Source organism: Acinetobacter sp. CAU_H_56 (assembly GCF_058599425.1).
The window spans coordinates 2,596,655-2,611,537 of record NZ_CM178654.1; the positions used below are offsets into that span (position 1 = coordinate 2,596,655).

Annotated in this window: 10 protein-coding genes; 6 read left to right on the plus strand and 4 right to left on the minus strand. The window is 43.5% G+C overall.

Annotation, left to right across the window (positions count from 1 at the left end):
- Positions 1-44 precede the first annotated feature (44 nt).
- Positions 45-2,234, minus strand: coding sequence for a carboxy terminal-processing peptidase (locus AC4MCC_RS12285; RefSeq protein WP_208461875.1), 2,190 nt, complete (start codon positions 2,232-2,234; stop codon positions 45-47).
- 199 nt (positions 2,235-2,433) lie between these two features.
- Between AC4MCC_RS12285 and nagZ the strand changes: the two genes are divergently transcribed.
- Positions 2,434-3,456, plus strand: a complete 1,023-nt coding sequence (gene nagZ, locus AC4MCC_RS12290; protein WP_419374800.1) for a beta-N-acetylhexosaminidase — start codon at positions 2,434-2,436, stop codon at positions 3,454-3,456.
- Between the two features lie 123 nt (positions 3,457-3,579).
- Positions 3,580-4,443, plus strand: a complete 864-nt coding sequence (locus tag AC4MCC_RS12295; protein WP_419363645.1) for a class I SAM-dependent methyltransferase — start codon at positions 3,580-3,582, stop codon at positions 4,441-4,443.
- Positions 4,444-4,472: 29 nt separating this feature from the next.
- On the opposite strand, the gene AC4MCC_RS12300 is transcribed toward AC4MCC_RS12295, so the two are convergent.
- Entirely contained in the window at positions 4,473-5,810 is a 1,338-nt protein-coding gene (locus AC4MCC_RS12300) for an alpha/beta fold hydrolase (RefSeq protein WP_180017227.1), read from the minus strand.
- Positions 5,811-6,134: 324 nt separating this feature from the next.
- Between AC4MCC_RS12300 and AC4MCC_RS12305 the strand changes: the two genes are divergently transcribed.
- The 3 genes from AC4MCC_RS12305 (at position 6,135) to pta (ending at position 11,222) form a co-directional block, all read left to right on the plus strand.
- On the plus strand, positions 6,135-7,400 hold the full coding sequence (locus AC4MCC_RS12305; RefSeq protein ID WP_491885378.1) for a glutamate-5-semialdehyde dehydrogenase: 1,266 nt from the start codon (positions 6,135-6,137) through the stop codon (positions 7,398-7,400).
- Positions 7,401-7,805: 405 nt separating this feature from the next.
- Positions 7,806-9,029 carry an acetate/propionate family kinase gene (locus AC4MCC_RS12310; RefSeq protein WP_491885379.1) on the plus strand — a complete coding sequence of 408 codons (1,224 nt, stop codon included), beginning with the start codon at positions 7,806-7,808 and terminating at the stop codon, positions 9,027-9,029.
- Between the two features lie 54 nt (positions 9,030-9,083).
- Positions 9,084-11,222 (plus strand): phosphate acetyltransferase, encoded by a 2,139-nt coding sequence (gene pta / locus AC4MCC_RS12315; RefSeq protein WP_491885380.1) that lies wholly within the window; start codon positions 9,084-9,086, stop codon positions 11,220-11,222.
- Positions 11,223-11,531: 309 nt separating this feature from the next.
- On the opposite strand, the gene AC4MCC_RS12320 is transcribed toward pta, so the two are convergent.
- The gene (locus AC4MCC_RS12320) at positions 11,532-11,771 is read right to left on the minus strand and encodes a DUF2171 domain-containing protein (protein WP_419374797.1); all 240 of its coding nucleotides are present in this window, start codon (positions 11,769-11,771) and stop codon (positions 11,532-11,534) included.
- 793 nt (positions 11,772-12,564) lie between these two features.
- Here AC4MCC_RS12320 and AC4MCC_RS12325 point away from each other — a divergent pair.
- Positions 12,565-14,091, plus strand: a complete 1,527-nt coding sequence (locus AC4MCC_RS12325) for a fumarate hydratase (RefSeq protein WP_005232211.1) — start codon at positions 12,565-12,567, stop codon at positions 14,089-14,091.
- Positions 14,092-14,149: 58 nt separating this feature from the next.
- On the opposite strand, the gene AC4MCC_RS12330 is transcribed toward AC4MCC_RS12325, so the two are convergent.
- Positions 14,150-14,866, minus strand: a complete 717-nt coding sequence (locus tag AC4MCC_RS12330; protein WP_491885381.1) for a DUF2846 domain-containing protein — start codon at positions 14,864-14,866, stop codon at positions 14,150-14,152.
- Between the last annotated feature and the right edge of the window lie 17 nt (positions 14,867-14,883).

Sequence of the window (14,883 nt, forward strand, 5' to 3'; positions counted from 1 at the left end):
ATCGAGATAGGCTGTTTTAGAAACTGTATTACTTTATGTGAAAGTTACTGTTTTGACTGTGCTTGAGCATAGTCAGCCAAGACATGCGCGGCTTCCAGTACAAAAGCTTCTTCTTCCGGTAATGCCGGACGCTCTTTGGCTTTCATTTTCGCTCGAGCTTCAACCATGGCATCCAGAGAAGCCTGATAACTTTCCCAGTTCGGATAAGGTTTCAGGCCGGTTGCCGCACGGCGGGCATTTTCAGCTTCTAAAGCTTTACGCTCGATATCCAGCAACTCAGCTTTACGCTGTTCCAGATCCAGAACTACACGTTTTTGGTCTTCGACTTTTTTCATAGCCGCTGTACGCTGTTCCAGATACTTGAATTGAGGGTTCTGAGCGACACGCTGTTGAGATAACTTGGCCAGTTCCGGTACATATTTCTGTACCACACCTTCACGTTTAAATGGCGCAGTTGGAATCGTATCCCACTCTAGGGCATTTTTAGCCTTACGTTCACCAAACTCTTCATTATAGATGTCGACCAGCTTGATATCCGGAATCACGCCCTTGTTTTGGGTACTACCACCGGTCACACGATAGAACTTACGCTGGGTCAGCGTTGCCTGACCATGTGCCAAACTATCCAGCTGAACCTGTGCAGTTCCTTTACCCGTTGTGGTACTACCGATCACGATGCCGCGTTCATAATCCTGAATCGCCGCCGAATAAATTTCACTTGCAGATGCAGAAGCCAGGTTCACCATTACTGCCAATGGGCCAGCATAGGTTTGCGCACCGCCATCATCATCTTCAAAGACGCTAACATTACCGTTACCATCACGAATCTGAACCACAGGACCCGACTTGATCACCTGTCCTAGCATGCGTGCCACTTCTTCAAGTGAACCACCCGGGTTATTACGCAAGTCTACAATAATACCGGCAACATTCTTCGCAGCCAGCTCTTTCAGGGCCTTATTGGTATCTTCTGATACAGAACGGTAGTCAGTACCTGCACGACGGGCACGATAGTTCAGATAGAAAGATGGAATTTCAATCACACCGTACTGATATTTTTTACCATCACGCTGGATTTCAACGGTACGGGTTCTAACCCCGGCATCTTCTTCCTGAATCACATCACGTACAAGACTGACATTACGCGCCTGTCCCATGGTCGCACCCGGGCCTAATAACTTCAGCGTTACTTTGGTGCCGCGCTTACCTCGAATCAGACCAACAATTTCATTGCTTGGCCAGCCGATTACATCAACCATCTGTTCGCCGTCTTGAGCAACGCCAACAATACGGTCACCTGATTTTACCTGTCCTGATTTGCTGGCAGGCCCACCTTCTACAATGGTTTCAATCTTGGTGTAATCTTCATTACCACGTTCCGGACGAATCGACACCCCAATCCCTTCCAGCTGTAAGGTGGTCTGACGGTTCAGCTCCATCGCATCTACAGGCGGGAAATAATTACTGTGTGGATCGTAAGTCAGCATCATCGCATTCAGGGTTTTGTCCAGCACATCATCGCTCTTGATCCGGCTGAGACGTTCTAACTGACGGGTATAACGTTTGGTCAGAGTTTGAGCAGGCGTTAAATCTTCCGGCCCAGTCAGGTCCTGACCATTCGCCAGTTCAGGGTTGGCTTTGAGTGCATTCTGCTTGGCCTGCTCTTCTTCCTTACTAATAGTCAGATTGATGAGCTGAGAAACCAGCATTTTTGACCAGTGAGCACGCTGTTCAGCCTGAGTTTTAAAGAACGGTGCTTTTTCGCGATCCGTTTCGATATATACATTCTTCTGGTTCAGGTTTTGCGGCTTTTTCAGTTCTTCCAGCATAAAGGTATAGAACTGGGCTAAACGCTCACGATACTGCGCATGAATTTCATAAGGGCCAGACAAATTACCGGCTTTCAGATTGGCACCAAAAGTAGCACCATAGCGTTTTTTATAATCTTCTATTTCAGATGCCAGAAAAAGACTGTGATCTGCATCCAGACTATCAATATAAAAATCAAAGATACGCTGTGAAGTCTGAGCATCCAGACGCATATTCAAATAATGTTGGCGATCAACGAGAGTTGCCAGTTGTCGGGATACCAATGCCTGTTCTTGAGAAGGTTGAAGCACTGCTTTGCTGACTACTTCTTTACCATCAGCTGCAATTGCATCATTCACCACATGGGTAAAAAATAATCCGCCTGTCGCAATCGCAACTGCACAAGCTATTGTTTGAAATTTCATAAATAATTCGTACTTCCTTGGCCTCAAGACCAATTTGACCGTGTTGCTTTTCGAGCAGAACTTAAAGTATTCAGCATCTTAAACAACTTAATATGTTTATGTCGTGTAGTTTTATCATATTCTGTGCTGACAAAGTGTAGCAAATCATTGCAGAATTCAGGTATTGTTTTCCCCGAAAATTCTAAAATGGATTCCGCATATGATTGGCGCATTGATGCTCGACATCGCAGGCACTACCCTTACTCAAGAAGATATTGAACTCTTGGGTGCACCACAAGTCGGTGGTGTGATTTTATTCGGTCGCAATATTGAATCTCCTGCCCAAGTCCGCACTTTGACTGATCATATGCGTCAGGTCCGTCCAGATATTCTGATTGCGGTGGATCAGGAAGGTGGCCGTGTACAGCGCCTCAAACAAGGTTTTACTCTGCTACCTGCTATGGGTAAATTTGGTGAGCTTTACCAGACCGATCGTGAAAAAGCGCTGGAACTGGCCGAGAAATGTGGCTGGTTGATGGCCACCGAAGTACTGGCTGTCGGAATTGATTTTAGTTTTGCGCCTGTGCTGGATTTAAATGATATTAGCGATGTGATTGGTGACCGCAGCTTTGCCAAAAATATTCAGGATATTATTCCACTAGCTGGTGCTTTCCTGAAAGGTATGAAACGTGCTGGCATGGCTTCAACTGGTAAGCATTTCCCGGGACATGGTTCGGTTAAAGCAGATTCGCATGTAGCCGCTGCCATTGATATGCGCAGCTATGAAGAAATCCAGCAAAAAGATATGCAGACTTTTATCCAGTTACAATCACAACTGGATGCGCTTATGCCTGCCCATGTCATCTATAGTCAGGTAGATCCAAATCCAGCCGGTTTCTCAGAATTCTGGATTCAGAAAGTGTTACGCCAAGAACTTGGCTTCGACGGCGTACTGTTCTCGGATGATTTAAGCATGCAGGCTGCCTGTGTGGCTGGCGGTGCCGATGCTCGTATTCAGGCGGCATTGAAAGCAGGTTGTGATATGGGATTGGTCTGCAATGATCGCGCAGCACAATGTATTGCGCTTGAGGGCATTCAGGAGCTACCGCTGCCAAATCAGCAGCGTCTGGAACGTATGCGTGGAAAAATTCCAGAGATTCAGATCGGCACTGAACTGGATCTTGGAGATGAATGGCGCCAGATCCGTGATGAAATCAGCCAGTTTAAAGATCAGGTTCTGTAATTTTTTAATGATCTGAATACGACAAAGGAACACGACAAGGTGTTCCTTTTTTATTATCATGTTGAAAAGACTGCTATATTAATGAGCAGCATTGAATTAAAACAACAATAAGGTCAGGACGACATGACAGAATCTCTTTCACAACATCGCCACATTTCTTTTACTGCACATTATACCGGCTATATCTGGTACAAAATGGGGATTTCACATCCGGTATTTGCCACCTCTAAAGGCAAATTCCTTGCCAAACTGGTTCATCCGCTGGAGTCATGGGCTGAGCGTCATGTAGGTGGTAGTATGCGCACTACCCTGAAACAGCGTCATCAAATGATTGATGAACACCTAAGCCAGTTAATTAGTAAATATCCTCAGTTACAGGTACTGGAAATTGCCAGTGGTCTTTCTCCACGCAGCTGGAATTTTAGACAGAAGTTTCCCGGGATTAATTATCGGGAGCTGGATCTGCCCGATATGGCCAGGATCAAAACCAATGCTTTGCAGCAGATTGATCAGGATGCCCCGGAAGTATTGAGTGCCGATATTTTTAGTGCAGAACTGGCGAATATTTTTAAAGTCTTTGACCCACAACAGCCTCTAGTGATTATTAGTGAAGGCCTGATCAATTACTTTGATCAAAAGATGCTGTTTACTTTACTCAAAGGCATTACCGAATATGGTCAAGGCTTTAGTGAAGTGCATTATCTCAGTGATATTTATCCTGAACCGGTCAAAAATAAACTGGCAAGCTTTATCTGGACCTGCAGCCGTCTGCTAAAATTCATGTCACGCAGTGCATTTACCTTTCATTTTAAATCACCCCAAGAACTACAGCAGTTTTTTCAGCAAACTGGGTTTATGCAAGTGGAGGTCGAACAGCCACAACGTTATTTTGCAGAACCTCGACAGCAGAATCCTCATTATGAACAGGATGAACATTTGGGAGATTTAGTCTGGATGATTCATGCAGTGAAAAAAAACAGCGTTTAATTACGCTGTTTTTTTATGAATTTTATTGATTAGATGACTGCATCGAATACTTCAGCCTGTTGAAGGGCTTTCTCTTTCTGGACAAAGCGTAATAAACGCTCTGCTACATCAAAACTGCCATGCTTGAACAAAGCACGTAACTGAGTGCCATCATGCTCGAAGATTAAACATTCGATCTTAAACTCGCCTTCTTCATCTTCCAAATGTAAAGCCAAATCACGTGGATACGCGGCTGCTTGATCAGTTAATCCAGGTTCCAATTCCAGTAACACCCCAAAGAAATTCATATCAACAATTTCTGCCTTGAGTACCAGATCAGAATGGCGATGACTTAAATAACGCTGTGGATCCTGAACCGTAATCCGCTCTTCACCGCGCCGTTCGATCTGCTGCATCTGTTCACGGGTGAACGGGATAATACCTTCGAGCTGATCAACCGGCTCATCACGCAAGAAAGTTGCAAATAAATGCATGGTTTCTTTACGACGCTGTAACTGAGGCACATGATCTGCAGAAGCGATCTGCACATACTGCATGTTTGGACATTGCAGGGCAAAATTGGCATTTTCATGTGGCAAGGTAAAGCTGTCATATTGCCCGCATGCGACTAGAACCTTACATTGAGGAATCGGTACATTGGTCAGTCTTAAAAGACGATTACAATTAATGTCATAGCGGTCCTGTTCTGTCGCTGTAAATTCTGACATCTGCTTAAAGAACAACCGTTTTGCTGTTGGCGACATACGGGTTTCTTTTAAACGTGCATGATTAACCAGATACAGAATTACTGCTTGGCCAAATTCGTCCATGCGCTGTTCTTTCATTAAATGCAGAGATTCTTCCAGCAGCATGCGCCAGCTTTTGCGGGTCTTTTGCATCACACCCATTAAAATCATACGATCTACCAGTTCAGGGCGCTGATCCGCCAGACAGGAAGCCACCACTGAACCCAGAGACATTCCCAGAATAGCCACCTTAGGCAATTGCATCTGCTCCAGCCATTGGCCTAGCATTGCGGCCAGATCTTCGAGTTCAAGTGTTCCTGCGGATAAGCCGGTATCGACGTTAGTAATTTGCTGGTTGGCCCCCATGGAAGGTAAATCAATTAAAATAATAGGTCCCGCATCAAATAACTGCTCTACACAATATTTGTAAGAATTAAAGTTCTGAAAAGCTCCCCCAATAATCACCATTGGGCGCATATGCAAAGTATCAGGACGCGCAATGGCCATATACTCGATTTTCCAGCCATCGATCCATGTCGTACGTGCTGGTTGCTTGAAACTGTGCTTATCATAAAGATCAAAAAAACCGTAATGGCTATGTTGGTCCAATGCCTGGGCATCCATCTGGATAATGGAATTCATATTCCTTTCCTCCGTCCTTGCCTTATTTTTATTGTGCAAGTCATTATTTACAGATCTTATGCTTCAGGATTATTCCGATTATCCTGAACACGCATCCTGTGCTGTAGTAATTATATCAATGACATCTATGTCGCTACATTTCATTCTATACAGAGCGGCTTTTCACAAGCAACTGATTCGACAACCACTTATCTGCTTTTAAAGATAAAACAATTTCAAAATGTTTAGAAACAGTGAAAAGCTTATGATTTTTAAGTGTTGGGCTTCATTGTCCGGCATCAGACTGTTAATATCAAAGTGAAATTTCTAAGTGATTGAACCGCTATGCAAGAGTCTATTGAACAATACATGCAAACGGTAGGACAGCAGGCACGCCAGGCTTCTCGCATTTTGGCTCGTGCGTCTACCCAAACTAAAAACAGCACATTGTCAGCAATTTATACCGCTTTAGAAAACAGTCAGGCCGCTATTCTGGCTGCCAATCAGATTGATATGAATAAAGCTCACCAGAACAATCTGGATAGTGCCCTGCTTGATCGCTTAGAACTCAACCCCGCACGCTTTAAAGGTATGTTACAGGGCCTGAAAGATGTGATCAGCTTGAAAGATCCAATTGGTGAAATAACCGATATGGCTTACCGTCCTACCGGCATTCAGCTTGGCAAGATGCGTGTGCCTTTGGGCGTAGTGGGCATGATTTATGAATCGCGTCCCAATGTAACTCTGGAAGCTGCTTCACTGGCATTGAAATCCGGAAATGCGATTATTCTGCGTGGTGGTTCAGAATCTCTGGAATCTAACCAGGCCATTGCGACTGCCATCCAGCATGGCTTGAAAGTAGCAGGTTTACCTGAAGCGTCAGTTCAGGTGATTAATACGACTGACCGTGCTGCAGTTGGCCAATTGATTACCCTGACTGAATATGTCGATGTGATTGTACCGCGTGGTGGCAAAGGTTTAATTGAACGCATTACTGAAGAAGCACGTGTGCCTGTAATCAAACATCTGGACGGGAATTGTCATGTTTATGTTGAAGCACAGGCTGATCTGCTCAAAGCACTGCCCATTGCTTTAAATGCCAAAACCCATCGTTATGGCGTATGTAATGCCATGGAAACTTTGTTGGTTGATGAGAAAGTTGCTGAAGATTTCCTGCCTCGAATTGCTGAGCTGTATCAGGAAAAACAGGTAGAGCTTCGCGGTTGTCGTGAAACCCAGCGTATCTTGGGCAATCAGGTAGTTGCCGCAACAGAAGAAGACTGGTACACCGAGTATCTGGGTCCGATTCTGGCAGTTAAAATCGTATCGGGTGTTGAGGAAGCCATTGAACATATCAATAAATATGGCTCACATCATACCGATTCAATCATCACTGAGAATTACAGCATCGCTCGTGAATTTTTAGCAGGTGTAGATTCGAGTTCAGTCATGATCAATGCCTCTACCCGCTTTGCTGACGGCTTCGAATATGGCCTGGGTGCGGAAATCGGTATTTCGACGGATAAGATTCATGCCCGTGGCCCGGTTGGTCTGGAAGGTTTGACTTCCCAGAAATGGGTAGTCTTTGGTGATGGTCAGATTCGTCAGTAAATAGATAATAAAATCAGCCTTGTTCGCAAGGCTGATTTTTATGCAGTGAGTTGATAAAAGACATGTTCAAGTAAATACAAAGCCTTTATAAAATTGTATATAATTTCTTCATATCCATACTTAAAAGATAGAATAAATAAACATTCTTTTTAAGAAATATAAGTTACAGTTTAATAGATCATTTTTTAACAGTATTTTATTTATAAATGAAAACTATGAACTGATAAATTTTAATTATTATTGTCGCTGAGGTCGATAATGCTTAAGTCTAATCGGCTAAAGTCTATCTAGGACAGTAAAAAAACCCATGTTAAAACATGATCACAGACCTATCTTATGTCGCTTTTGCCAGCAGACAGGTCAACGAAATGGATGAGAATTTTAATTAGAATCGGGTAAACAATCGTGTCTAAATCAGTATTAGTTATTAATTGTGGCTCTTCTTCAATCAAGTTTGCCCTATTGCTTGAAGAACAGAATTTCCGTATTCACGGCTTAGCTGAGAACTTAGGCACAGAAAATGCCCGTATTAAAGGTGTGACTGTCGGCAATGAACCCGTCGATATTCATATTCCTTTTGCAGATCATAAAAAAGCATTAGAAGTAGGTTTAGAGCGTTTGGCGAACTACAAGCCGGATGCCATTGGTCACCGCGTGGTACATGGCGGCAGTCTGACCAAAGCTGAACTGATTACTGACGAAATTATTGAAAAAATTCGCGAAGCAACTCCACTTGCGCCTTTGCACAATCCGGCTCACCTGATCGGGATCGAAGCGACTAAACGTTTATTCCCAGATTTGCCACAAGTCGCAGTATTCGACACAGCTTTCCATCAAACCATGCCGGCACATGCTTACCGTTATGCCCTGCCTAAATTCCTTTATACCGAATATGGCGTACGTCGTTATGGTTTCCATGGTACCAGCCATGCTTATGTCTCCGATCGCGGTTCTGAACTGGCTGGCAGCTTTAAGCAAGGTGGCTGGTTAACAGCACATCTCGGTAATGGTAGTTCGACCTGTGCGGTGTGGAATGGCCAAAGTGTAGATACCTCAATGGGTCTGACGCCACTTGAAGGTGTGGTGATGGGGACTCGTAGTGGTGATGTCGATCCAAGTTTGCATAGCTTCCTGGCTGCAAACTTAGGCTGGGATGTATATAAAATTGACAAGATGCTCAACAAAGAAAGTGGCTTGCTTGGTTTGTCTGACAACCTGTCTAATGACATGCGTACTCTGATTGAAGCCTCAGAACAAGGTAATGAAGATGCGACTCTTGCGATTGAAGTATTCTGCTACCGTCTGGCGAAATCTTTAGCTGCTTTAAGCTGTGGTCTGCCACGTATTGATGGTCTGTTCTTTACTGGGGGTATTGGTGAAAACTCGGCGTATATCCGTGAAAAAACCATGACTTATTTACCACATTTCGGTTTCAACCTGGATAAAGACGCTAATAGTAGTTTGAAACGCGGTACTGAAGGCCGGATCGATAATGGTACAGGCCCACAAATCTGGGTAGTTCCGACTGATGAAGAAGGCCGAATCGCGAAAGAAACTCATTCTGTGGTAGAGCATGAAGTGGAGCAAGCCACTGCAAAAAAGTCTGAACCTGAGACTGCGCTTGCATAAGCAAGCCTGGTTCCCTTTTACCTAATTTCTATTATTGCGCGACTGATATTACTTATGAAAACGATTTTATTGGTGCCGACCGGGGAAGGCGTCGGCTTAACTTCAGCCTGTTTAGGTTTGGTATATGCTTTAGAATGCCAAGGGGTAAAGGCAGGCTTTGTGAAACCTTTTTCACAGGAAAAAAGTCAGGATACAGATCGCACTACAGCACTCTATCGTCATTTATCCCAAAGTGAAACCGTTGAACCGATTGCTTATGAAAGTCTGATTCAGCGCTTTAATCTTGGTGAAACAGATGAATTGCTTGAAGATGCAGTACGCCTGCATCGTGAGATTGCCAAAAATCACGACCTGATTATTGTTGAAGGTTTGGTACCCAATAGCCGTGATACCTTTGCGCCAAGCTTTAATGCAGCCTTGGCACAGGCACTAGATGCCAAAGTCATTATTGTCAGCAATGCTGATATCAACCAGCCTGAAGTGGCAGCTGAAAAAGTTGAAAGCCAATTACGTTATTTGGGTGGGTCCTCTTCTACCCGTATGGCTGGCGTATTGTTTATGCGCACCAAAGGCTTACCGGAAGATTCTGCCCAGATCCCGGTGACCATTGATCCTGGTTTACGTCTGATTAGTGATACCAACAAATTTATAGCTGATATTCAAAAAACCCATGCCCATATTGGTTCTGAAAAGCTTCCAGTGATTGGTCTTGTTCCATTCAGCAATACTTTAAGTGTGCCACGTATTTCTGACCTGGCAGCGCATATTTCAGCAGACTGGGTGAACTTGGGTGAAGCAAAGCAGCGCCGTGTCTTACACAGCAGTTTAATTGCGTCCAACATTGAACATGAGTTGCATAAATTCGTGGCTGGCGAGCTGATTATCAGTGCATCAGACCGCATTGATGTCCTGCTGGCAAGTAGCCTGGCGAGCAGCAATGGCATTCCATTGGCAGGTCTGGTGCTGACTGAACATTATGAGCCAAATTCGGCAGTACTGGAGTTCTGCCAGACAGCAATCAAACATGGCCTGCCTATTCTGCATACGCCACTCAGCACTTTTGAAACTGCCCAAAGTCTGGCCAATTTAAGCAATGAAATTCCATGTGATGATACTGAACGTGCTGAACAGGTGACCCGTTTTGTATCCAGTCACTTAAATGAAGAATGGATTGCACAGCTAATCAATGGTTCTTACAAACCACGCCTGTCGCCTTCTGCATTCCGTCATGAACTGGTACAAAAATCGATTGCTGCGAAAAAGCGTATTGTGCTTCCGGAAGGTGATGAGCCGCGTACCATTCAGGCAGCTGCAATCTGTCAATCTCGCGGGATTGCACACTGTATCTTATTGGCAAAACCGGAAGAAGTGGTTGAAGTTGCCAAAGCACGCAATATTGAATTACCGCACGATCTTGAAATTATTGATCCCGACCTGATTCGCGAGAATTATGTCGAAAAAATGGTTGAACTGCGTAAAGGCAAAATCAATGAATTACAGGCGCGTGAACAGTTACAGGATACTGTGGTACTCGGCACTATGATGCTGGCACTTGATCAGGTGGATGGTCTGGTTTCTGGTGCAGTACATACGACTGCCAATACCGTTCGTCCTGCTTTCCAGTTGATCAAGACAGCGCCTGAATATTCACTGGTTTCCTCAGTATTCTTTATGCTGCTGCCAGATGAGGTCTATGTTTATGGTGACTGTGCGATTAATCCAGATCCGGATGCTGAACAACTGGCGGAAATTGCGATTCAGTCTGCTGACTCTGCAAAAGCCTTTGGCATTGATCCACGTATTGCCATGATTTCTTACTCTACCGGCACTTCGGGTACAGGTGCAGACGTAGAAAAAGTGGCGAAAGCGACAGAGATTGCCAAACAGCGTCGTCCTGATCTGCTGATTGATGGTCCACTTCAATACGATGCCGCTTCAGTTGAAAGTGTGGGTCGTCAGAAAGCACCAGATTCACAAGTCGCTGGTCGTGCCAATGTGTTTATCTTCCCTGATCTAAATACTGGTAACACCACTTATAAAGCGGTACAACGTGCAGCAAATGTCGTGAGTGTCGGTCCGATGCTGCAAGGCTTGAACAAGCCGGTGAATGACCTGTCACGTGGTGCGCTGGTCGATGACATTGTATTTACCATTGCTTTAACTGCGATTCAGGCTGATCAGCAAGCTAGTTAATTTTCTTTAACACTCCACAACCATCCGATCAAAAGATCGGGTGGTTTTTTTATTGATCTATTTTATAAGTTTTCTCAGTAATTATTAGACGTTCTATAATCTACAGATTATCTAGCTCAAAAAATTATGCAGGTTCTTAATCTGCTCTATGAGTAAATGAAACTAAAATAAACAGATTGATGACACAAAAGAAATGCCAGCCGAACAGGCTGGCATTTACCACTTTAACAGATCAGACTTGCCTATTTTAAACTTACATCCAGTTTGACTATTTAAGCCAAACCAGAATAAGTCAGGCAAAGATCATGCCTATACCGTGGTCCATTCTTTGTGCACATCTTCTGCTGTTTTATTCAAGATCACGCTGTCATCTTTCACTTCGCTTACCCAGCTGATCGGAATCAGATGATGCTCATTATTCTCGTCATCACTTCTTGTCAATTTAATCTTGTCCTGACCTTCTAAATGATCCACTTTACCAACTTGAGTACCATCTGAAGCAATTACTGAAGCATGTTCTTTGATGTTATTTGTATTAAAGTTACTCATTCCAATTGCCCTATTTATAGAAGTTGGGAGACCTCAGTCTAAGCCCTAAAAAATTGGCTGTGTGTAAGGGTTTTCAGGCTTTGGGTTTTTCTGGGTTAATAATGTAATGAAGAAAAATAACTATGTCACAGGCATGTTGTGGCAAGGGCAAGATGATTGAAATATTGTTTTTTTATTAAGGTAATTTGAAGATTTGAAGATTTGAAGATTTGAAGATTTGAAGATTTGAAGATTTGAAGATTTGAAGATTTGAAGATTTGAAGATTTGAAGATTTGAAGATTTGAAGATTTGAAGATTTGAAGATTTGAAGATTTGAAGATTTGAAGATAGGCTAATTTTTTAGCTCTTAAAATGTAAAAAAGAAGATAAAGCTTAAGCTTGATCTTCTTTCTGGCCGTAGAACCAAGTAGCAGCGATATAAAGACTAAAAGCAATTACCATCAATACACTAGTCAGGGTCATAAAGAAAACTCATCATTCATTTGATAAGCGCATTATGTAAAACTTTTATGACAGTTATATGACAATGATGAAATTTTCCTAATTTTAATTAACTAATAAAAATCAAATATTTAAAATAAAATTAATTATATTTAAATAAACTTTAAGCTGAAATATGACAGTAAATATGACAAAAACTGGTCATTTTTAACAGATCTCTCAGCCAAAGTAATATGCCTTATTGCTTAAACTATAAACTTTTGGCCAATGTCCCTGCAAAACGCCCACAACCGGATTCATTTGTCTTATAATTTAGCCCGCTAGCTAACAGCCCGCTCAAGAGATATTTGTATGACAACTATTATCAAGCAAGATGACTTGATCACATCGGTTAAAGATGCGCTTCAGTTCATTTCTTACTATCATCCACAAGACTTCATCCAAGCGATGAGCCGTGCGTACGACCGTGAAGAGAACAAAGCTGCGAAAGATGCGATCGCGCAAATCTTAATTAACTCACGCATGTGTGCAGAAGGCCACCGCCCTATCTGCCAGGATACTGGTATCGTCAACGTATTTGTTGAAGTGGGCATGGACGTTAAATTTGATTTAACCATGAGCCTCGACGATGCGATCAACGAAGGTGTACGTCAAGGTTATCTTGAAAACTCTAACGTACTTCGTGCATCTGTACTGGCTGACCCTGCTTTTGGCCGTAAGAACACCAAAGACAACACGCCTGCTGTGATCTACCACAAACTTGTTCCAGGTAATAAAGTAGACATCACTGTTGCTGCTAAGGGTGGCGGTTCAGAAAACAAATCTAAACTGGCAATGTTGAACCCATCTGACTCAATCGTGGATTGGGTATTGAAAACTGTTCCAACTATGGGTGCAGGCTGGTGTCCTCCTGGTATGCTGGGTATCGGTATTGGTGGTACTGCTGAAAAAGCTATGATGCTTGCAAAAGAAGCATTGATGGAAGAGATCAACATGGACGAATTGCTTCGTCGTGGTCCACAAAACAAACTTGAAGAACTTCGTATCGAAATCTTCGAGAAAGTAAACGCGTTGGGCATTGGTGCTCAAGGTCTTGGCGGTTTAACCACTGTTCTAGACATCAAGATCAAAGATTACCCTTGTCACGCTGCGGGCAAACCAGTCGGCATGATCCCGAACTGTGCTGCAACCCGTCACGCACACTTCACACTTGATGGTTCAGGCGTTGCGCATATTCAAGCACCAAGCCTTGAAGACTATCCATCAGTTACTTGGGATTCTTCATCTTCTAAACGTGTTGACCTAGATAACATTACTCAAGAAGAAATGAACTCTTGGAAACCAGGTGATACGCTGCTTCTAAACGGTACAATCTATACTGGTCGTGATGCTGCACACAAACGTATGGTAGACATGCTGAACAACGGTGAAGAACTTCCTGTTGATCTGAAAGGCAAATTTATCTACTACGTAGGTCCTGTTGATCCAGTAGGTGACGAAGTTGTAGGTCCTGCAGGTCCAACAACTGCAACTCGTATGGATAAATTCACTCGCCAAGTATTAGAAGCAACTGGTCTTTATGGCATGATCGGTAAAGCGGACCGTGGTCCTGCTGCTGTTGAAGCAATTAAAGACAACAAAGCGACTTACCTCATGGCTGTAGGTGGTGCTGCATACCTCGTATCTAAAGCAATCCGTGAAGCTGAAGTGGTTGCATTTGCTGATCTGGGTATGGAAGCGATCTACAAGTTTGTAGTGAAAGATATGCCTGTTTCTGTTGCAGTTGACGTAAATGGTACATCTGTACACGCGACTGCTCCAAAAATCTGGCAAGCGAAAATTGGCAAGATTCCAGTAGTTGACGCTGCTGCAGGCTAATTTAAGCTAATAAAAAAGCACCCAGATGGGTGCTTTTTTATTGGCGTTTGAAAATTAATTACCAGGTTCTTGGATCCCAGAGTTTAAACGGTGTGGTTAACTGTACATCTGTAGATGGATCATATTCAGTTGCCTTAATTTTCTGAGCTTTCTTGCGGATTTTCCCAGTTTCCTGATCCTGTGCAAAAAAGTTAAAACTGTCCGATTTTAACTGGGTAAAAGCGATTTCATTGAGGCCTACACTGCTCGGCATCAGCATCAGAGGACCCGGAACACTACGACGGGTGCTTAGATTTTCTTCATCATACTTAATAAAATAGGATTGCCCCGCTTCTACCGTAAAGTCCAGATACTTAGGTTTCTGGAAGTGCAACACACCTAAAGGACGACTGGTACTCAAGCGATAAGTACCTGCAGGTAGCTCAATCCAGTAATGATGATTATGTAATAAACTCGGAATACGATGCTGATTGATAAATAGGCTGGCAGCAACAATTTCCTGACGGTTCCATTTTGAATCCGGGCGGTATAAATAAACGATCGCAGCGTCCTCATGCTGAGGTTTAACTGCCTGAAAATGATTGCCCTGTTTCTGGTTGACCCAGCCACCAATCGTAAACATCCCCACCCGATGCTGTTCGACGAAGCCCGGTTTCTTTTCAAGATCAATATTTTTTAAAGTGCTGAGTGGCTGTGTAGGCTCAACTACGGCTTTTTTACCGTGACAACCCATCAGCGCCAAACTGCCGATGAGCATCATTGCGACTCCACGCATGCTTATCCCTCACTGCG

Coding starts and splice junctions, on each gene's coding strand:
- pta (WP_491885380.1), top strand. CDS start 9,084: ATGAAAACGATTTTATTGGTGCCGACCGGGGAAGGCGTCGGCTTAACT.
- AC4MCC_RS12305 (WP_491885378.1), top strand. CDS start 6,135: ATGCAAGAGTCTATTGAACAATACATGCAAACGGTAGGACAGCAGGCA.
- nagZ (WP_419374800.1), top strand. CDS start 2,434: ATGATTGGCGCATTGATGCTCGACATCGCAGGCACTACCCTTACTCAA.
- AC4MCC_RS12295 (WP_419363645.1), top strand. CDS start 3,580: ATGACAGAATCTCTTTCACAACATCGCCACATTTCTTTTACTGCACAT.
- AC4MCC_RS12320 (WP_419374797.1), bottom strand. CDS start 11,771: ATGAGTAACTTTAATACAAATAACATCAAAGAACATGCTTCAGTAATT.
- AC4MCC_RS12300 (WP_180017227.1), bottom strand. CDS start 5,810: ATGAATTCCATTATCCAGATGGATGCCCAGGCATTGGACCAACATAGC.
- AC4MCC_RS12325 (WP_005232211.1), top strand. CDS start 12,565: ATGACAACTATTATCAAGCAAGATGACTTGATCACATCGGTTAAAGAT.
- AC4MCC_RS12285 (WP_208461875.1), bottom strand. CDS start 2,234: ATGAAATTTCAAACAATAGCTTGTGCAGTTGCGATTGCGACAGGCGGA.
- AC4MCC_RS12330 (WP_491885381.1), bottom strand. CDS start 14,866: ATGCGTGGAGTCGCAATGATGCTCATCGGCAGTTTGGCGCTGATGGGT.